Here is an 18,480-nt window from a genome sequence, read left to right as displayed (position 1 = left end):
TCAGGCCTCGCCGAGCGCGGCGAGGCGGGCCGCCTCGTCCGCCTCGACGGCCGAGTCGATGACCGGCCCGAGGTCGCCGTCGAGCACCGCGTCGAGGTTGTGGGACTTGTAGCCGGTGCGGTGGTCGGCGATCCGGTTCTCCGGGAAGTTGTACGTCCGGATCCGCTCGGAGCGGTCGACGGTGCGGACCTGCCCGGCGCGGGCCTCGGCGTCGGCGGCTGCCTTCTCGGCCAGCGCCAGCTGGTGCAGCCGGGCCCGGAGCACGCGCATCGCGGACTCCTTGTTCTGCAGCTGGGACTTCTCGTTCTGGCACGAGACGACCGTGCCGGTGGGCAGGTGGGTGATGCGGACCGCGGAGTCGGTCGTGTTGACGCTCTGCCCGCCCGGGCCGGAGGAGCGGTAGACGTCGATCTTGAGGTCGTTCGGGGTGATCTCGACCTCGACGGCCTCGCCGACGTCGGGCATGACCCAGACCCCCGCGGCGGAGGTGTGGATGCGGCCCTGGCTCTCCGTCACCGGGACCCGCTGGACCCGGTGGACCCCCCCTTCGTACTTGAGGCGGGCCCAGGGCGCCTCCCCGGGGGCCGGGGACCCCTTGGCGCTGATCGCGACCTGGACGTCCTTGTAGCCGCCGAGGTCGGACTCGGTGGCGTCGAGGATCTCCGTGCGCCAGCCGCGCTGCTCGGCGTGACGCAGGTACATCCGCAGGAGGTCGCCGGCAAAGAGGGCACTCTCCTCGCCCCCTTCGCCCGCCTTGACCTCGAGGATCACGTCACGGTCGTCGTCCGGGTCGCGCGGGATGAGCAGCCGGCGCAGCCGGTCCTCGGCGACCGCGAGGCGCTCCTCCAGGGCCGGGATCTCCTCGGCGAAGGCAGGGTCCTCCCCCGCGAGCTCACGGGCGGCTCCGAGTTCCTCCCCGGCACCGACCCACTCGGCGTGCGCGGCGACGACCGGCTGGAGCTGGCCGTAGCGGGTGTGCACGACCCGCAGCCGGTCCGGGTCGCCGACGACCGCGGGGTCGGCGAGCTGGGCCTCGAGGGCGGCGTGCTCGTCGACGAGGTTCTGGGCTGACTCCAGCACGGCGGGTCCTTACTTCTCGGCGGAGACACGAACGCGCCGACCAGCCACGAGGGCTGATCGGCGCGTCGGGTGAGTTACTTGGCGCCCTGGCCGTAGCGCTTCTGGAAGCGGGCGACGCGGCCGCCGGAGTCCATGAGCTTCTGCTTGCCCGTGTAGAAGGGGTGGCAGGCGCTGCAGACCTCGGCGCGGATGCGGCCGTCCTGCGCGGTGCTGCGCGTCGTGAACGTGTTGCCGCAGGTGCAGGTGACCGTGGTCTCTGCGTAGCTCGGGTGGATGTTCTTCACGTGCGTCTCCTTGGATGTCATCCGGGTCGGCCGACCCACCGCATCTAGTGGTCGTGCGGTGCAGATCGTGCGGCTGCGGGTCGCCCCGCGCTCGCCAGCCGTGAACCGGTCCAGCGGGTCATTCTGCCAGAGAACCTGACCCTGTCCCTAACCGTCGCGGGCTCCTCGGCATTCCGCGCGGGGTGCGGCATCATGCGGGCATGGCCCGACGACCCCTTCGCCGTGAGCGCCGCTCCCCCTTCGCCGAGCACGACGGCCCGGTCGAGGGCTCGGTGGTCCGCCCGGCGGTCCCGGCCGACATCGGCACGGTCGTCGAGCTGCGGGCGCTGATGTTCGAGGCGATGGGCACCTCGAGCGAGCAGCTGCACGACCCGACCTGGCGCTCCGACGCCGCACGCTGGCTCCAGCTGCGCCTCGACGACCCGCGTGTGTGCGTCGCGGTGGGCGTCGTCGGCGAGGCGGTCGTGTCGTGCGCGATGGGTCAGGTGCTGCCGCTCATGCCCTCGCCGGAGCGGCCCGGTGACGTGGGTGGTCTGCTGACCAACGTCGTGACCTTCCCCGGTCACCGCCGGATCGGCTTCTCCGAGGCGTGCGTCGAGGCGGTCCTCGGCTGGTTCCGCGAGTCGACGGACGTCGAGGTCGTGACGCTCAACGCGACGGCCGAGGGGGCGCCGACCTATGAGCGGCTCGGCTTCACGCCCTCAGAGTTCCCCGAGATGCGGGTGCGGCTCACGCGCGACTGAGGACGACGAAGGGGCCTCCGCCGGTCTCGAGGCTCCGGCCGCGGGCGGCCTCCGCACCTCGACCAACGTGGGGTGCTGGTCGAGGTGCGAGGAGCTCTGCGACGAGCCTCGAGACCCCTGGGCGAAGGAGGGTCAGGCCTGCTCGTCGTCGTCGATCTTGATCGAGGACGTCTGGGCGACCTGGGTGAGGAACTCGTAGTTCGTCTTGGTCTTCTTGAGGCGGTCGATGAGGAGCTCGACACCCTGCTGGGGGTCGAGGGCCGCGAGGACGCGGCGCAGCTTCCACATGATCTTCAGCTCCTCCGGGGCGAGGAGGATCTCCTCGCGGCGGGTGCCGGAGCTGTTGATGTCGACGGCCGGGAAGATCCGGCGGTTCGCGAGTCCACGGTCGAGCTTGAGCTCCATGTTGCCGGTGCCCTTGAACTCCTCGAAGATCACCTCGTCCATCCGCGAGCCGGTCTCGACGAGCGCGGTGGCGAGGATGGTCAGCGAGCCGCCGTGCTCGATGTTGCGCGCGGCGCCGAAGAACTTCTTCGGCGGGTAGAGCGCGGCCGAGTCGACACCACCGGAGAGGATGCGCCCGCTCGCCGGGGCGGCGAGGTTGTAGGCGCGACCGAGCTTGGTGATCGAGTCGAGCAGCACGACGACGTCGTGCCCCATCTCGACGAGGCGCTTGGCGCGCTCGATGGCGAGCTCGGCGACCGTCGTGTGGTCGTCGGCCGGCCGGTCGAAGGTCGAGGCGATGACCTCGCCCTTGACGGCGCGCTGCATGTCCGTGACCTCCTCGGGGCGCTCGTCGACGAGGACGACCATGAGGTGGCACTCGGGGTTGTTCGTCGTGATCGCGTTGGCCACGGCCTGCATGACCATCGTCTTGCCGGCCTTGGCCGGGGCGACGATGAGGCCGCGCTGGCCCTTGCCGATCGGGGCGACGAGGTCGATCATCCGCGTCGTGAGGATGCCCGGCTCGGTCTCGAGGCGCAGGCGGTCCTGCGGGTAGAGCGGCGTCAGCTTGCCGAACTCGGGGCGGCGCCTGGCCTCCTCCGGGGTCATGCCGTTGACGGTGTCGAGGCTGACGAGCGGGTTGTACTTCTGGCGGTTGTTCTTGCCGCCGACGGTCTGCATGCCCTCGCCGTCCTGGCTGGTGCGGACCTTGCCGGTGACGGCGTCGCCCTTGCGCAGGCCGTTGCGCTTGACCATGCCGAGCGGCACGTAGACGTCGTTGCTGCCCGGGAGGTAGCCGCTCGTGCGGACGAAGGCGTAGTTGTCGAGGACGTCGAGGATGCCCGCGGCCGGCACGAGGACGTCGTCCTCGTTGACCTGGATCTCCTCGTCCTGCATGCCGGCGCCCCCGCTGCGACGCTTGTCGCGGTTGCGGTTGCGGCCCCGGTTGCGACGGCGACGGCCACCGGGCTCGTCGTCGTCGTACGGGCCGTTGTTGCCGCCCTGGTTGCCCTGCTGGCCACCCTGGTTGCGGTTGCCCTGCGGGTTGCCGCCCTGACGGTCGGTGCCGCCCTGCTGGCGGTCGCCGCCCTGCTGGCGGTTGCCCTGCTGGCCACCCTGACGGTCGGTGCCGCCCTGGCGGTCGTCGCGCTGCTGGCGGTCGTCACGCTGCCGGTCGTCGCCACCCTGGCGACGCTGCCGGTCGCCGCGAGCCTGCTCGGCCGCGGGGGCCTCGTCACGAGCGGGCGTCTCGGCGGGAGCCGACTGCTGCGCCGGCTGCTCCGCCGGCGCCGACTCGGGCGCGCTCTGCGCGGTCGAGGAGGCGCGACGGGAGGTACGCGGCGCACGCTCGGGAGCAGTGGCGGGGCTCTCGCCCGCGCCGGACTGCTTGGCCTTGATGGCGGCGACGAGGTCGCTCTTGCGCATCTTGGCGGTGCCGGTGATCCCCATGCTGCTCGCGAGCTGCTGGAGCTGCGCGATCCGCATGGCGCTCAGGGCACCCGATCGTCGCGGCGCCTGCTCGGTCGCGGACTCGGCGTTGGTGGTCTCGGTCACGAAGGATCCTTTCCCCTCGTTCGCGCCTGCGCCGGGTCACCGGGCAGGCGGGCCAGGCCCCGTCAACTGCGGGGACTCACTGATGGATACGGCTCATCGCCTGATGCTCAAGCAACGGCTCGTGGTGAGAAGCTCCGCCCAGCTCAGCGCGCGGATGGCGGCCGGGGCTCGTGGAGCACCCTCAATGTACCACCGTGTCGACGGCACATCCGGCAGACGGCACGCCGGGGGCGATGACGTCCCACCCCGCGCTCTCCTGCGCGACGGCGCGGGCGCCGTCGAGCGCCCCGGTCGTCGTGAGCACGAGGACCGAGGGGCCGGCACCGCTGATGGTCGCGGCGTGACCACGCGCGCGGAGCCGGTCGACGAGTGCCATCGCGGCGGGGTAGCTCGGCCGGCGCTGCTCCTGGTGGAGCACGTCGACCGTGCCCGCGAGCAGCGCGCCCGGGTCGTGGGTCAGCGCGTGGACGAGGAGCGCCCCGCGGGCCGTGCTCTGCGCCGCGACGGCCAGCGGCACGGAGTCGGGCAGCACGCTGCGGGCCAGGGCCGTGCTCAGCCGGGCGCTCGGCACGCACACGAGGACGGCGAGGTCGGCGTGCAGCGGGAGACGCGTGGTCATCAGCTCGGGCGTCATGACCGAGACGGTCGCGCCGCCGTAGACGCTCGCGGACGCGTTGTCGGGGTGACCCTCCATCGCGCTGGCGACCTCGTTGACGACCTCGAGGATCGCGTCCCGAACGGCGTCGTCACCGTCGGCGAAGGCGGTGACCTGGGGGCATCCGAGGGCGGCACCGGCGAGTGCACCGGTGACGATCGCGGTCGCGGACGAGCCGAGACCTCGGCTGTGCGGCACCGAGTTGCGGCAGTCCAGGAGCAGCCCGGCGGGCCGCTCGAGGCCGATGCGGGCGAAGACCTGGGTCAGCGCCTGGACGACGAGGTGGGTCTCGTCGAGGGGGACGGCTCCCGCCCCTTCGCCGTGGACCTCGACGACCACCCCGGGCTCCTCGACGACGGTGACCACGCACTCGTCCCACACGCCGAGGGCGATGCCGACGGAGTCGAAGCCGGGACCGAGGTTGGCGCTGCTCGCCGGCACGCGGACGGCCACCTGGGCGCCGACGCGCGGCTGCTCCCAGGTGAGCGGCACCCCTTCGCCCACCGGGCTCACCCGTCGAGGCCGAGCGCGGCGGCGACGTCGTAGGCCTCCGCGGCGACCTTGACCGGCTCGACCTCGCTGCCGTCGGCCAGCCGCAGGGCCCACTGGGGGTCCTTGAGGCCGTGGCCGGTGACGGTGCAGACGATCGTCGCGCCCTGCGGGACCTGGCCGGCGGCGTGCTGCTTGAGCAGGCCGGCGATGCTCGCGGCGCTCGCGGGCTCGACGAAGATCCCCTCGGTCGAGGAGAGCAGCCGGTGCGCCTCGAGGATCTCGTCGTCGGTCACGGAGTCGATGAGACCGCCGCTGTCGTCGCGGGCCTCCTCGGCCTGACGCCACGACGCGGGGTTGCCGATGCGGATCGCGGTCGCGATGGTCTCGGGGTCGTCGACGGGGTGGCCCTTGACGAGCGGCGCGGCGCCGGCGGCCTGGAAGCCCCACATGACCGGGGTCCGGGTCGAGACGGCGGCCAGCTCGCCGGAGACGCCGGCGAAGGGGGCTGCATACTCGCGGTAGCCCCTCCAGTAGGCGGTGATGTTGCCGGCGTTGCCGACCGGGAGGACGTGGATGTCCGGGGCGTCACCGAGGGCGTCGACGATCTCGAAGGAGGCGGTCTTCTGCCCCTCGATGCGCGCCGGGTTGACCGAGTTCACGAGCTCGACCGGGTAGGACTCCGCGAGCTTGCGGGCGACGTCGAGGCAGTTGTCGAAGTTGCCGTCGACCTGGAGCAGGGTCGCGCCATGGGCGATCGCCTGGCTCAGCTTGCCCATCGCGATCTTGCCCTCGGGCACGAGGACCGCGCAGGTCATGCCGGCCTTGGTGGCGTATGCCGCGGCCGAGGCCGAGGTGTTGCCGGTGGAGGCGCAGATGACGGCCTTGGCGCCGTTCTTGGCCGCGACGGAGATCGCCGTCGTCATGCCCCGGTCCTTGAAGGAGCCGGTCGGGTTGAGGCCCTCGTACTTCACGAGGACGCGGGCGCCGACCCGCTCGGAGAGCTGCTCGGCCTCGATGAGGGGGGTCCCGCCCTCGTGCAGGGTGACGACCGGGGCGCCGTCGAGCATCGGCAGGCGGTCGGCGTACTCGCGGATGACGCCGCGCCACTGGTGAGCCATGTCAGCTTCCTTCCACACGCATGACGGAGGTGACCTCGTTGACGGTCTCGAGGTCGGCGAGCGCGTCGACGGTCGCCGAGAGGGCCGCGTCGGCGGCGGTGTGCGTGACGACGATGAGGTAGGCGCGCGCCTGCTCGTCCTCGTCCGGGACGACCTGCTGGCGCACCGTCTCGATCGAGACCTCGTGCTCGGCGAAGATCCGCGCCACCTGGGCGAGCACGCCCGGACGGTCGGCCACGTCGAGGCTGATGTGGTAACGCGTCTGGGCCGAGCCCATCGGCAGGACCGGCAGGTCGGCGTAGGCGATCTCGCCCGGGCCGCGACCACCGGCGACGCGGTGGCGGGCGACGGCGACGACGTCGCCGAGCACGGCGCTGGCCGTCGGGTCTCCCCCGGCGCCCTGGCCGTAGAACATCAGCTCGCCCGCGGCCGCGGCGTCGACGAAGACGGCGTTGAAGGCCTCGCGCACCGACGCGAGCGGGTGGGTCCTCGGGATCATCGCCGGGTGGACCCGGACGGAGACGCCCGGCTCCCCCCCTTCGCCCTCGACCCGCTCGCAGATCGCGAGGAGCTTGACGACGCAGCCCATCTCGCGGGCCGCCTGGATGTCGCCCGCGGTGACGTCGGTGATGCCATCGCGGTAGACGTCGGCGCTCGAGACGCGGGTGTGGAAGGCGAGGGAGGCGAGGATCGCGGCCTTGGCGGCGGCGTCGAAGCCCTCGACGTCGGCGGTCGGGTCGGCCTCGGCGTAGCCGAGCGCCTGGGCCCGCTCGACGGTCTCGGCGAAGCCCGCGCCGGTGGTGTCCATCGCATCGAGGACGAAGTTCGTCGTGCCGTTGACGATGCCGAGCACCTTGGTGATCTCGTCGCCCGCGAGGGACTCGTGGATCGGGCGCAGGATCGGGATGGCACCCGCGACGGCGGCCTCGTAGTAGAGGTCGACACCGGCCGCGTCGGCGGCCGCGTAGAGCGCCGGGCCGTCCTCGGCGAGCAGCGCCTTGTTGGCCGAGACGACGCTCGCGCCGTGCTCCATGGCGCGCAGGATGAGGCCGCGGGCCGGGTCGATGCCACCGATGACCTCGACGACGATGTCGGCCCGGGTCACGAGCTCCTCGGCGTCGGTGGTGAAAAGGGTCGGGTCGATGCCGAGATCGCTGCGGTCACGGCCGGCGCGACGCACGGCGATGCCGACGAGCTCGAGCGGGCGGCCGACCCGGGCGGCGAGCTCGTCGCCGTGCCGGGTGATCTTCTGGGCCACGGCACCGCCGACGGTCCCGCACCCGAGCAGTGCGACCCGCAGCGGGGTCTGGTCGGTCTCCATGGTCTGCGCTCCTCCGGTCACTCGTCCACGTCCAGGGCGAGGATGTCCTCGATTGTCTCCCGCCGGACGATGACGCGAGCACGCCCGTCCCGGACGGCGATCACCGGCGGGCGCGGCGTGTGGTTGTACTGGCTGGACAGGCTGCGGCAGTAGGCGCCCGTGCCGGGCACGGCGATGAGGTCGCCGGGGCCGACGTCGGCGGGCAGGAACTCGTCCATGACGACGATGTCGCCGCTCTCGCAGTGCTTGCCGACGACGCGGGTCACCGCCGGGGCGGCCTCCGAGGCCCGGCTCGCGAGGGTGCACGAGTAGTCGGCGCCGTAGAGGGCCGTGCGCACGTTGTCGCTCATGCCGCCGTCGACGCTCACGTAGGCGCGGACGGCGTCGTGGGTCACCTGGACCTGCTTGACGGTGCCGACCTCGTAGAGGGTCAGGGTGCTCGGGCCGACGATGGCGCGGCCGGGCTCGATGGAGATGCGGGGGCGAGGGGCCTCACCGGTGCCGCCGTCCAGCGCCCTGAGCTCCCGGTCGCACACCGCGGCCATGTCCGCGCCGAGGTGCGCGGGGGTCATCGGGTCGTGCTCGGAGGTGTACGCGATGCCGTAGCCGCCACCGAGGTCCATCTCGGGCATGTGCACGCCGTGCCGCTCGGCGACCTCGACGTGCAGGCCGACGAGGCGGCGGGCGGCGATCTCGAAGCCGGAGACGTCGAAAATCTGGCTGCCGATGTGGCTGTGCAGCCCGCGCAGGTCGAGGGCGTCGCCCTGCGCGAGGATCGCCTCGACGGCCTCCATCGCGGCGCCGCCCGCGAGCGAGAAGCCGAACTTCTGGTCCTCGTGCGCCGTCGCGATGAACTCGTGGGTGTGCGCCTCGACCCCGACGGTGACGCGCACCATGACGGGCGCGACGACGCCGAGCTCACGGGCGACGGTGGCGACCCGCTCGATCTCCTCGAGCGAGTCGACGACGATCCGGCCGACGCCGTGCTCGAGCGCCTGGCGGATCTCGGCGACGCTCTTGTTGTTGCCGTGCAGGCCGATCCGCTCCCCCGGGAAGCCGACGCGCTGCGCCACGGCGAGCTCGCCGCCGGAGCACACGTCGAGGCAGAGCCCCTCCTCCATGACCCAGCGGGCCACTGCGGTGCACAGGAACGCCTTGCCGGCGTAGTAGACATCGGCACCGCCACACACGGCGACGAAGGGGCGGGTGAAGTCCTCGACGAACGCCCTTGCGCGAGAACGGAAGTCGTCCTCGTCGAGGACGTACGCCGCCGTGCCGAACTCCTCGGCGATCTGGGTCACCGGCACCCCCGCCACGGCGAGGACACCGTCGTCACCCCGGGTCACCCCCTTCGACCAGAGCTGCGGCAGCAGCTCCATGACGTCGTTGGGGTAGGGCAGCCAGTGCGGGGCCGCGCCGTAGCCGTCGGCGTGGAGGGCGCCCGCCTCGTGGGCGCGCATGTTGAGGGCCATCAGCTCACATCCTGTCGGGGGCCGAGACGCCGAGGAGGGTCAGGCCGTTGGCGAGCACCTGGCGGGTGGCGTCGTTGAGCCACAGGCGCGTGCGGTGGGTGTCGGTGACCTCTTCGTCGCGAAGGGGGCGGACGCGGCAGGTGTCGTACCACTTGTGGTACTTCGTCGCGACGTCCTCGAGGTAGCGCGAGATCCGGTGCGGCTCAAGGAGCTCGGCGGCCTGGGCGACGACGCGGGGCAGGTCGCCGAGGGTAGCGAGCAGCGCGGCCTCCGTGGGGTCGGTGAGCAGGCTCGGGTCGAATCCGTCCTCGCGGTGCACGCCGTCCTCGGCCGCGAGCCGGGAGACGTTGGCGGTGCGGGCGTGGGCGTACTGGACGTAGAAGACCGGGTTGTCGTTGGTCTGCTTGCGCAGCTCCTCGCCGTCGAGGCTCAGCGGGCTGTCGGCCGGGTAGCGCTCGAGGTTGTAGCGCACGGCGTCGGTGCCGATCCAGGAGACGAGGTCGCGCAGCTCGATGATGTTGCCGGCACGCTTGGAGAGCTTGGCGCCGCCGAGGTTGACGAGCTGGCCGATCTTGATCTCGATGTTGTGCTCGGGGTCGTCGCCGGCGCAGGCCGCGATCGCCTTGAGCCGGTTGATGTAGCCGTGGTGGTCGGCGCCGAGGAGGTAGATCTTCTCGTCGAAGCCGCGGTCCTTCTTGGACAGGTAGTAGGCGGCGTCGGCGGCGAAGTAGGTGGGCACGCCGTCAGCGCGGACCATGACGCGGTCCTTGTCGTCGCCGAAGTCGGTCGTGCGCAGCCAGACCGCGCCCCCGTCGTCGAAGACGTGGCCCTGCTCGCGCAGCCGCGCGACGGCGCTCTCGACCGCTCCCCCGTCGTGCAGGGTCGTCTCGGAGAACCACACGTCGAAGTGGACGCCGAAGTCCTCGAGGGTGTCCTTGATGTCCTGCAGCTGCGCGGCATAGGCGAGCTCGCGGACGACCGGGATCGCCTGCTCGTCAGGCAGGTCGGCGGCGTCCGGGCGCTGCGCGCGGACCGTCGCAGCGAGGTCGTCGATGTAGGCGCCCGGGTAGCCGCCCTCGGGGGTCGGCTCGCCGCGCAGGGAGGCGAGGACGGACGCGGCGAACTTGTCCATCTGCGCGCCCGCGTCGTTGATGTAGTACTCGCTCGTGACGTCGGCGCCGGTGGCGTCGAGCAGGCGGCGCATCGCGTCGCCGAGAGCGGCCCAGCGGGTGTGCCCGATGTGGAGCGGTCCCGTCGGGTTGGCCGAGATGAACTCGAGGTTGACCGTGCGGCCCGCCTGGCTCTGGCCGTGGCCGTAGGTCTGCCCCGCCTCGACGATGGCGCGGGCCAGCTCGCCGGCGCTCGCGGCGTCGAGGGTGATGTTGAGGAAGCCCGGTCCGGCGACCTCCACGTCGGCGACGCCGTCTGCGGCCCCGAGGTGGCGCGCGATGACCTCGGCGACGTCCCGGGGCGGCCGGCCGGCCCCCTTCGCCAGCTGCATGGCGAGGTTCGTCGACCAGTCGCCGTGCCCCTTCTGCCGGGGTCGCTCGACGCGGACGACGTCGGGGACGTCGACGGCGAGGTCTCCGGCGTCGACGGCAGCGGTCAGGGCATGACGGATCGCGGTGGCGAGCTCTTCAGGGGTCACCCGGCGAAGTCTAGGAGCCGCGGGCGGGTGCGCGGTCCGGGTGTCCGGGCTGCGGGGCCGGGGACGACGAAGGGGCACGGCCAGATGTCGTCGGCCGTGCCCCGTCGATCGGTGCCCCCGGCAGGAATCGAACCTGCGGCCCCTGGTACCGGAAACCAGTGCTCTATCCCCTGAGCTACGGAGGCGTGCGCCCGCTGAGGGCGCCGGTGCAGGTTAGCACCGAGCGCGCCCGCCCCAGGAATCGCACGAGCCAAGGCTCGTGCGATTCACAGGGCACGAGCCTTGGCTCGTGCGAGAGGGGGGCGGTGGGGCGAAGGGGTCAGAGGTCGCGGCTGTAGCGGCCCGTGGCGCCCTCGGCCTGGTTGCCGGCGGTCGAGCGGTCGTTGCGGACGAGCCAGATGATCGCCGCCACGAGCCCGCCCCAGATGGCGAGCATCATGACGAGCATCATGACGATGGCGGTGGCGGTCATCGCAGGCTCCCTTCGTCGGTGCGGTCGGCATGGTCGAGCTGGTCAGAGCCCGGGTCCTCGAGGTCGACCCCGCGCTGCCACGGCAGCAGCGAGAGCAGCATCGCGAGGAACGGGATCGCGATGACGATGCCCCAGCCGAAGACGCCGAGCAGCTCCGCCGGGTAGCCCTCGTAGGGCTCGGCGAGGTTCTTGCGCAGCTCGAGGACGAGCATGACGAGCAGCACCGCGGGGACGACGAGCGCGACGAGCCAGCGCCACCAGCCGAGCAGCTTGATCGAGCTGTGGGCGTTGACGTGCTCGGCGAGGCCCGGCAGCCGCTTCCACACCCAGGCCAGCGCGAGCATCGACAGGGCGGCGACGAAGAGGATGCCGAAGCTGTTGATGAAGTTGTCCATCGTGTCGAGCACGAAGACCCCACCGGTGGTGCCGAGGAGCACGCAGCTGACGACCGCCATCGGCAGGCCGAGGATCATCGTGCCGGCCACGCGCCCGACGCCCGTCTTGTCCCTGATCGCGCTGATGCCGACCTCGACGACGGAGATGAGCGAGGTGAGTCCGGCCACGACGAGGGACCCGAAGAACAGGAGCCCGAGCAGGACGCCGGCGGGCGCCTCGTTGAGGATCGCCGGGAAGGCGACGAAGGCCAGGCCGATACCGTCGGCCACGACCTCGCCGACCGGCTGGCCGGTGTTCGTCGCGAGGAAGCCGAGGACGGCGAAGACACCGATGCCGGCGAACAGCTCGAAGCCCGAGTTGGAGAACGCGACGACCGAGCCGGAGCCGGTGAGGTCGGTCTTGCGGCCGACATAGCTCGCGTACGTGATCATGATGCCGAAGCCCACGGACAGGCTGAAGAAGATCTGGCCGAACGCGCTGACCCACACGCTGGGATCACCGAGCGCGCCCCACTCGGGGGTGAAGAGGGCGTTGAGACCGGTCGTGGCGCCCGGCAGCGTCAGCGCGACGACGACGAGAGCGCCGAAGGCGATGACGAGGACCGGGATGAAGATGACCGCGGTGCGACCGATGCCGCCCTGGACGCCCATCGCGAGCACGCCGAGCGTGATCGTCCAGACGATGATCATCGGGACGAGCACGCCGGGGACGACGTCGAAGGTCGGGCCGGGCGTCTTGGCGGCCTGGAGGAAGCTGCCGAAGAGGAACTTCTCCGGGTCGTCACCCCAGGCCTTGTCGATCGAGAAGCCGGTGTACCGGATCGCCCAGGCGATGATCGCCGGGTAGTAGATGCCGATGACGACGGTGATGAGCACCTGCCACCACCCGAACCACTCGCCGTAGCGCGACACCCGGCGGAAGGCCAGCGGCGCGGAGCCGCGGTAGCGGTGCCCCATCGCGTAGTCGAGGAAGAGCAGCGGGATGCCGGCGAAGAGCAGCGCGACGAGGTACGGGATGACGAAGGCGCCGCCACCCCCTTCGTACGCGACGTAGGGGAAGCGCCAGATGTTGCCCAGGCCGACCGCCGACCCGATGGCGGCGAAGATGAAGGCCTTGCGGGTGCTGAAGCCCTTCTTCTCCGAGGCTCCTGTCAGCTCGTCGCTGCTCACGTCAGATCCCTTCGTCCGGCATCGAGGCAGCACATGCTCCCACGCCGGGTGACCTGGTGGGCGCTTGGTGCCCTACCTGTCGCCGCTACCGCACGCCGCCCCCCTTCTCCACAACTACCCGGGCAAACTTCACAACTACCCGGGCAAAGTTGAGATCGCGCAGCCCAGGGAGCACCAGCCAGCCCTGTGGATAACCCTCGGCGCCCTCGCCCCGACCCCGCCACCCTGAGGACATGAAGCCTCAGCTCCGGATCGACCTCACAACCATCGGCAGCCTGCCGTTCTTCAGCCGTCGTCAGGCACGCGAATGGGGGGTCTCCGACATCGACCTCAGGATCCTCCTACGCCGCGGGCTCATCATCCGCCTCGACCGAGGGTGGTACACGGATCGAGTGGCCTCCACTGCCGAAGAGCTGCACGTCCTACGGACGCTTGCTGCGTTGAAGCTGCACGGTCCGGAGGTGGCGGCGGCCCGCGCCTCGGCCGCACTCCTGCACGGGCTCCCGCTCGCTCGAGCCGACCTCAGCACCGTCGACCTCGTCCGATCCGACGGGACTCACGGTCGCAAGCGGCAGGGGGTGCGAGAGACAGTGGCGGACCTACCGGTCATGACCGTGGAGGTCCCTGGGCTCGAGCGCTCCGCCCGCGTCGTGGACATCCCGCACGCGGTGGTGGGCACTGCCTTGACGAACAGCCGTGCGGCCGCCCTCGTCGCCGGCGATTTCGCCCTGCATACGGGCCGATGCACCCGAGAGGACATCTTCAGCGCGATCGATACCTTCCACGGCGCCCACGGCATCGCGGCGGCCAGGATCACCTTCCTCGACCTCGACCACCGGCACGAGTCGCCGGGCGAGACGCTGACGGCGATCGTGCTCCGCAGCCTGAGGTGGGAGTTCGAGACGCAGAAGTGGATCAAGGTCAGGGGCAAGCGGTTCCGGGTCGACTTCTGCCTCGTCGACCATCCCGTCGCGATCGAGTTCGACGGAGAGATCAAGTACGACGGCGACGACGAGGAGGCGGTCCGTGCCGCCCAGGAGCAACGAGAGGCTGACATCCGCTCACTCGGCTGGTCGTTCGTCCGCATCAAGTGGTCCGACCTGGACGACCCGTCCGAGATCAGCCGGCGGATCGAGGAAGCCATCGCGGAGGTTGCCGCCTGACCACAACTGCCCGGGCAAAGTTCACAACTGCCCGGGCAAAGTTCACAACTGCCCGGGCAAAGTTGGCCCTCGCCCACAACTGCCCGGGCAAAGTTCACAACTACCCGGGCAAAGTTGGAGGGGGGTCAGCGCTGGGTGGAGTCGCTGACCTCGCCGACGAGCTCCTCGATGACGTCCTCGAGGAAGACGACACCGACGATCGCGCCGTCCTCGTCGATGGCGCGGGCGACGTGGGCGCCGGTCTGCTGCATCGTCGCGAGCACGTCCTCGACCTCGTCGTCGCGGCGGACGGTGGCGAGGCGGCGGATGCGCTTGCTCGGCACGGGCTCCTTCCGCTCCTCCCCCTCGGCGTAGAGCACGTCCTTGAGGTGCAGGTAGCCGGTGAGCTCGCCCGCGGCGTCGACGGTCGGGTACCGCGAGAAGCCGTGCTTGGCGACGAGCCGCTCGATGTGGTCGGGGGTGGCGTCGACGGGCACGGTGACGAGCTCGGCCACGGGGATGCCGACGTCGGCGGCGTCCTTGTCGGAGAACTCCAGCGCGGCACCGACGAGGCCGTACTTCTCGGTCTCGACGAGCCCCTCGCGGTGAGACTCCTCGACGATGTGCGAGACCTCCTCGACGGTGAAGGCGCTCGCGAGCTCGTCGCGGGGCTCGATGCCCATGGCCCGCACGACGGCCTTGCTCACCCAGTCCATGACGGCGATGACCGGCTTGGTGAGGCGCATGACCATGACGAGCGGCGGGACGAGCCAGCGGGCGGACTTCTCGGGGCTGGCGATCGAGATGTTCTTGGGCACCATCTCGCCGATGACGACGTGCAGGTAGACGACGATGAGGATCGCGAGCACGAGCGAGGTGGCGTCGGTGAGCGTGTCAGGCACGCCGATCCGCTCCATCACAGGGTGCAGCGCGTGGTGGAGCGCCGCCTCGGAGATCGCACCGAGGAGCACGGAGCAGACGGTGATGCCGAGCTGGCACGTGGCGAGCAGGACGCCGGTGTGCTGCAGCGCGTCGACGGCGAGCGCGGCCCGCTTGTCCCCGGCCTCGGCGAGCGGCTCGAGCTGGCTGCGCCGCGCGGCCATCGCGGCGAACTCCGCGCCGACGAAGAAGGCGTTGAGCAGGAGGAGCAGGACGGTGATGAGGATCGTCGAGAGGCTCACCGGTCCTCACCTCCCTCAGCCCGAAGGGGGTGGGCCGTCGCCTCGGCCGTGGGCGAAGGGGCGAACCTGAGCCGGTCCACCCGTCGGCCTTCCATGTCGATGACGGTGACGTGCCAGCCGTCGATGTCGGTGGCGTCGCCGACCGCGGGGACCCGGCCGAGCTCGTGCATGATCCAGCCGCCGACGGTCTCGTAGGCGGGTCCGTCGGGGATCTCGACATCGAGCCGCTCGCGGATCTCGTCGGGGCGCCAGAGGCCGGGGACGGTCCAGGAGCCGTCGGGCAGCTGGCGGCCGGTGGTCTGGCTGCGGTCGTGCTCGTCGCTCACCTCGCCGACGATCTCCTCGACGAGGTCCTCGAGGGTGACGACTCCGGCGGTGCCGCCGTACTCGTCGACGACGACGCCGAACTGCAGCCCGGCGTCGCGCAGCTGGAGCAGGAGCGGGTCGAGCCGCAGGGTCTCGGGGACCATGACGGGCGCGACCATGAGCGCGGAGACGGGCACCTGGGCGCGCTTCTCGTGCGGGACGGCGATGGCCTTCTTGACGTGCACGACGCCGTCGATGTCGTCCCAGTCGTCGCCGGTGACGGGGAAACGGCTGTGCCCCGTGGCGCGGGCGAGGTCGATGAGCTCCTCGGCGCTCGCGGTCCGGTCGATCGAGGTGGCCCGGTTGCGGGGGGTCATGACGTCGGTGGCGGTCTGCTCGCCGAAGCCGAGCGAGCGCGTGACGAGCCGGGCCGTGCCGGAGTCGATCGTGCCGGCCTCGACGGAGGTGCGCACGAGCGAGGCGAGCTCGGCGGGGCTGCGGGCGGCGGAGAGCTCCTCCTGCGGCTCGATGCCCATCCGGCGCAGGATCCAGTTGGCCGAGCCGTTGGACACGGCGATGAGCGGGCGCATGAGGACGGTGATGATCCGCATCGGGGTGGCGACGAGCTTGGCCGTGGCGAGCGGCACCGACACGGCGAGGGTCTTGGGCACCATCTCGCCGACGATCATCGAGAAGACGGTGGCGATGACCATGGCGAGGACGCTCGCGGTCCGGGTGGCGGCCTGCTCACCCATGCCGACGTCGACGAGGACCGGGCTGAGCAGCGCGCCGATGGCCGGGTTCGCGAGGAAGCCGAGGAAGAGGGTCGTGATCGTGATGCCGAGCTGGCACGCGGAGAGCAGCGTGGAGAGCCGGCGCAGGGAGTGCAGGACGGGCTCGGCCTTGGTGTCGCCGGAGTCGACGGCGCGCTGCACCGCGGGGCGGTCCAGGGCGACGAGGGAGAACTCGGCGGCGACGACGAGGGCGGTACCGAGCGTGAGGAGGACACCGATGAGGAGCATGAGCCAGGGCGACATGGTGGGCCGAGTCTAGGGCGAAGGGGTGAGCGCCTCCCCCTTCGGGCGGAGGGGGGGGACGCGCGCTCAGCCCGGGGGTGGATGTGCTGGCTTGCCACCGGGTGGTTCGATGGCGGGACCGACACAGCCGGGTCGGCGGGGCCGACCGGCGAGAGAGGCAGGGACATGACCGTGCAGGGCAGACCGCTCGAGGTCCGCAACCTCACGAAGAGGTTCGGCGGCTTCGTGGCCGTCGACGACGTCAGCTTCGAGGTCCGACCGGGCCGGGTGACCGGCTTCCTCGGGCCCAACGGTGCGGGCAAGACGACGACCCTGAGGATGCTCCTCGGGCTCGTCTCGCCGACCGCCGGGACCGCGACGATCGGCGGGACGCCCTACCGGGACCTGCCGAGCCCCCTTCGGACGGTGGGCGCGGCGCTCGAGGCGACGTCCTTCCACCCCGGCCGCTCCGGGCGTGACCACCTGCGGGTGCTCGCGGCGACCTCCGGCATCCCGGACAGCCGCGTCGACGAGCTGCTCGAGCTCACCGGCATCCCGGCCGCGGCGCGCAAGCGGGCCGGCGGCTACTCGATGGGCATGCGCCAGCGGCTCGGCCTCGCGGGCGCGCTCCTCGGCGACCCTGAGGTGCTCATCCTCGACGAGCCGAACAACGGCCTCGACCCCGAGGGCATCCGGTGGATGCGCAACTTCCTGGGGCACCTCGCGGGCGAGGGCCGGACGATCCTCGTGAGCAGCCACATGCTCTCCGAGGTCCAGCAGACCGCCGACGACGTCGTGATCATCGCCAACGGCCGGCTCGTCCGGCAGGGCACGATCGCCGAGCTCGAGGGCACGCCGACGAGCTTCGTGCGGACCTCCGACCCGGACGCCCTCGCCGGCGCCCTGCGCCTGGCCGACGTCACCTCCGAGGTCGCCGAGGGCGGCGGCCTGCTCGCCGAGACCGACGACCTGCGCCTCGTCGGTGACGTCGCGCTGCGCGCCGGCCTGCCGGTCTGGGAGCTCACCGCCCGCCGCGGCGACCTCGAGTCGCTCTTCTTCGCGCTCACCGACGGTACGAGCCGCAACTACGGCACCGACCCGAGCGAGGCACCCGCCGTGCGAGATGCCCAGCAGGGGCAGGAAGGAGCCAACGAATGATCCAGGCCATCCGCTCAGAGATCCTCAAGCTCCGCACCACCCGCATGTGGTGGGGCATGGCGATCGCCATCTTCGTCGCGGGGGCGCTCTTCGCCGGGCTCTTCGCCTTCATCTACACCGGCGAGACGATCGACCCGTCCACCGGTGAGCCGATGATCGACGGCAGCGCCACCCAGATCGTCAACTCCGTCTACACCGCCGGCCTGAGCGTCGGGTACCTGCTGCTGCTGACGATCGGGGTCATGCAGGTCGGGTCGGAGTACCGGCACAAGACGATCACCGGCACCTTCCTGGCGGTGCCGCGCCGCGGCCGGGCGCTCCTGGCCAAGGTCGTCGCGCTCATCGGCATCGGCGCGTTCTACGGCATCGTCAGCCTGCTCGGGTCGGTGAGCGTCGGGGCGACGATCCTCAGCATGCGCGGGGTCGACCCCTTCCCCTCGACCGAGATCCTCCGCTCCCTCGCGCTCAGCCTGCTGGCGCTCGGGCTGTGGGCGCTCATCGGCCTCGGCGTCGGGATCCTCATCCCCAACATGGTGGCGGCGCTGCTCGTCGGCATCGGTTTCGCCTGGATCGTGGAGCCGATCGTCAGCGTGGCCCTGTCCTTCAACGACTTCGCCCGGGACAACGTCGTGAAGTTCCTGCCCAGCCAGGCGACGAACGCGATGGTCGACCCGGTGACGATGAGCGGGCCGGGCATGGTCGAGCCGTTGTCGTGGTGGGCGGGTGCGCTCGTACTCACTGCCTACGCCGTCGTGCTCGCCGGGCTCGGCGTCCTCCGCGCCGCGAAGCAGGACGTCGCCTGACCCCAGGTGGTGGTCGAGGTGCGAAG

The 18,480-nt window shown here is 71.4% G+C and carries 16 protein-coding genes and 1 tRNA gene; 4 read left to right on the top strand and 13 right to left on the bottom strand.

Annotated features, from left to right (window positions below):
* Positions 1 to 1,080 (bottom strand): peptide chain release factor 1, encoded by a 1,080-nt coding sequence (gene prfA / locus JNO54_RS06490; protein ID WP_204143160.1) that lies wholly within the window; start codon positions 1,078 to 1,080, stop codon positions 1 to 3.
* 74 nt (positions 1,081 to 1,154) lie between these two features.
* Entirely contained in the window at positions 1,155 to 1,364 is a 210-nt protein-coding gene (gene rpmE, locus JNO54_RS06485) for a 50S ribosomal protein L31 (RefSeq protein ID WP_307818087.1), read from the bottom strand.
* A 200-nt stretch (positions 1,365 to 1,564) separates the two neighbouring features.
* On the opposite strand from rpmE, the gene JNO54_RS06480 reads away from it, so the two are divergent.
* Positions 1,565 to 2,107: a GNAT family N-acetyltransferase gene (locus tag JNO54_RS06480; RefSeq protein WP_204143158.1), complete on the top strand. Its 543-nt coding sequence runs from the start codon at positions 1,565 to 1,567 to the stop codon at positions 2,105 to 2,107.
* Positions 2,108 to 2,239: 132 nt separating this feature from the next.
* Here JNO54_RS06480 and rho read toward each other — a convergent pair whose 3' ends face one another.
* The 9 genes from rho to JNO54_RS06435 form a co-directional block, all read right to left on the bottom strand.
* On the bottom strand, positions 2,240 to 4,105 hold the full coding sequence (rho, locus tag JNO54_RS06475) for a transcription termination factor Rho (RefSeq protein ID WP_307818086.1): 1,866 nt from the start codon (positions 4,103 to 4,105) through the stop codon (positions 2,240 to 2,242).
* 181 nt (positions 4,106 to 4,286) lie between these two features.
* Positions 4,287 to 5,273, bottom strand: a complete 987-nt coding sequence (locus JNO54_RS06470; RefSeq protein WP_307818085.1) for a homoserine kinase — start codon at positions 5,271 to 5,273, stop codon at positions 4,287 to 4,289.
* A complete protein-coding gene (gene thrC / locus JNO54_RS06465) occupies positions 5,270 to 6,370 on the bottom strand; it encodes a threonine synthase (RefSeq protein WP_204143157.1) in 1,101 nt (366 codons plus the stop codon). The genes JNO54_RS06470 and thrC overlap by 4 nt, the downstream gene beginning before the upstream one ends.
* A 1-nt stretch (position 6,371) precedes the next feature.
* Positions 6,372 to 7,691: a homoserine dehydrogenase gene (locus tag JNO54_RS06460; RefSeq protein WP_204143156.1), complete on the bottom strand. Its 1,320-nt coding sequence runs from the start codon at positions 7,689 to 7,691 to the stop codon at positions 6,372 to 6,374.
* Positions 7,692 to 7,708: 17 nt separating this feature from the next.
* Positions 7,709 to 9,151: a diaminopimelate decarboxylase gene (gene lysA, locus JNO54_RS06455; RefSeq protein ID WP_204144582.1), complete on the bottom strand. Its 1,443-nt coding sequence runs from the start codon at positions 9,149 to 9,151 to the stop codon at positions 7,709 to 7,711.
* Positions 9,152 to 9,167: 16 nt separating this feature from the next.
* On the bottom strand, positions 9,168 to 10,811 hold the full coding sequence (gene argS / locus JNO54_RS06450; RefSeq protein ID WP_204143155.1) for an arginine--tRNA ligase: 1,644 nt from the start codon (positions 10,809 to 10,811) through the stop codon (positions 9,168 to 9,170).
* 112 nt (positions 10,812 to 10,923) lie between these two features.
* Positions 10,924 to 10,996 (bottom strand) — tRNA-Arg (locus tag JNO54_RS06445).
* Positions 10,997 to 11,130: 134 nt separating this feature from the next.
* The gene (locus JNO54_RS06440; protein WP_204143154.1) at positions 11,131 to 11,283 is read right to left on the bottom strand and encodes a methionine/alanine import family NSS transporter small subunit; all 153 of its coding nucleotides are present in this window, start codon (positions 11,281 to 11,283) and stop codon (positions 11,131 to 11,133) included.
* A complete protein-coding gene (locus JNO54_RS06435) occupies positions 11,280 to 12,848 on the bottom strand; it encodes a sodium-dependent transporter (protein ID WP_204143153.1) in 1,569 nt (522 codons plus the stop codon). Before JNO54_RS06435 ends, JNO54_RS06440 begins: the two co-directional genes overlap by 4 nt.
* Positions 12,849 to 13,081: 233 nt before the next feature.
* Here JNO54_RS06435 and JNO54_RS06430 point away from each other — a divergent pair, with 233 nt between their 5' ends.
* Entirely contained in the window at positions 13,082 to 14,011 is a 930-nt protein-coding gene (locus JNO54_RS06430; protein WP_204143152.1) for a type IV toxin-antitoxin system AbiEi family antitoxin domain-containing protein, read from the top strand.
* A 125-nt stretch (positions 14,012 to 14,136) separates the two neighbouring features.
* Here the strand turns inward: JNO54_RS06430 and JNO54_RS06425 are convergent, their stop codons facing one another.
* Positions 14,137 to 15,171 carry a hemolysin family protein gene (locus JNO54_RS06425; protein ID WP_204143151.1) on the bottom strand — a complete coding sequence of 345 codons (1,035 nt, stop codon included), beginning with the start codon at positions 15,169 to 15,171 and terminating at the stop codon, positions 14,137 to 14,139.
* On the bottom strand, positions 15,168 to 16,514 hold the full coding sequence (locus tag JNO54_RS06420; protein WP_204143150.1) for a hemolysin family protein: 1,347 nt from the start codon (positions 16,512 to 16,514) through the stop codon (positions 15,168 to 15,170). Before JNO54_RS06420 ends, JNO54_RS06425 begins: the two co-directional genes overlap by 4 nt.
* Before the next feature lie 165 nt (positions 16,515 to 16,679).
* Here JNO54_RS06420 and JNO54_RS06415 point away from each other — a divergent pair, with 165 nt between their 5' ends.
* Both JNO54_RS06415 and JNO54_RS06410 read left to right on the top strand, forming a co-directional pair.
* Complete coding sequence (locus tag JNO54_RS06415) at positions 16,680 to 17,651, top strand: ABC transporter ATP-binding protein (RefSeq protein WP_204143149.1); 972 nt, start codon at positions 16,680 to 16,682, stop codon at positions 17,649 to 17,651.
* Complete coding sequence (locus JNO54_RS06410) at positions 17,648 to 18,454, top strand: ABC transporter permease (protein ID WP_204143148.1); 807 nt, start codon at positions 17,648 to 17,650, stop codon at positions 18,452 to 18,454. The genes JNO54_RS06415 and JNO54_RS06410 overlap by 4 nt, the downstream gene beginning before the upstream one ends.
* Positions 18,455 to 18,480: the final 26 nt, after the last annotated feature.

The sequence above is a fragment of the Janibacter endophyticus genome (genome assembly GCF_016888335.1).
Lineage (GTDB): Bacteria > Actinomycetota > Actinomycetes > Actinomycetales > Dermatophilaceae > Marihabitans > Marihabitans endophyticum.
The sequence above is the reverse complement of the archived record's forward strand: the minus strand, read 5'-3'. Positions and strand labels throughout refer to the sequence as shown.

Bases quoted from the DNA above. Each gene is read 5' to 3' on its own strand.
- JNO54_RS06410 (WP_204143148.1), top strand. From the start codon at position 17,648: ATGATCCAGGCCATCCGCTCAGAGATCCTCAAGCTCCGCACCACCCGC.
- JNO54_RS06480 (WP_204143158.1), top strand. From the start codon at position 1,565: ATGGCCCGACGACCCCTTCGCCGTGAGCGCCGCTCCCCCTTCGCCGAG.
- JNO54_RS06415 (WP_204143149.1), top strand. From the start codon at position 16,680: ATGACCGTGCAGGGCAGACCGCTCGAGGTCCGCAACCTCACGAAGAGG.
- lysA (WP_204144582.1), bottom strand. From the start codon at position 9,151: ATGCGCGCCCACGAGGCGGGCGCCCTCCACGCCGACGGCTACGGCGCG.
- JNO54_RS06420 (WP_204143150.1), bottom strand. From the start codon at position 16,514: ATGTCGCCCTGGCTCATGCTCCTCATCGGTGTCCTCCTCACGCTCGGT.
- JNO54_RS06440 (WP_204143154.1), bottom strand. From the start codon at position 11,283: ATGACCGCCACCGCCATCGTCATGATGCTCGTCATGATGCTCGCCATC.
- thrC (WP_204143157.1), bottom strand. From the start codon at position 6,370: ATGGCTCACCAGTGGCGCGGCGTCATCCGCGAGTACGCCGACCGCCTG.
- JNO54_RS06460 (WP_204143156.1), bottom strand. From the start codon at position 7,691: ATGGAGACCGACCAGACCCCGCTGCGGGTCGCACTGCTCGGGTGCGGG.
- JNO54_RS06430 (WP_204143152.1), top strand. From the start codon at position 13,082: ATGAAGCCTCAGCTCCGGATCGACCTCACAACCATCGGCAGCCTGCCG.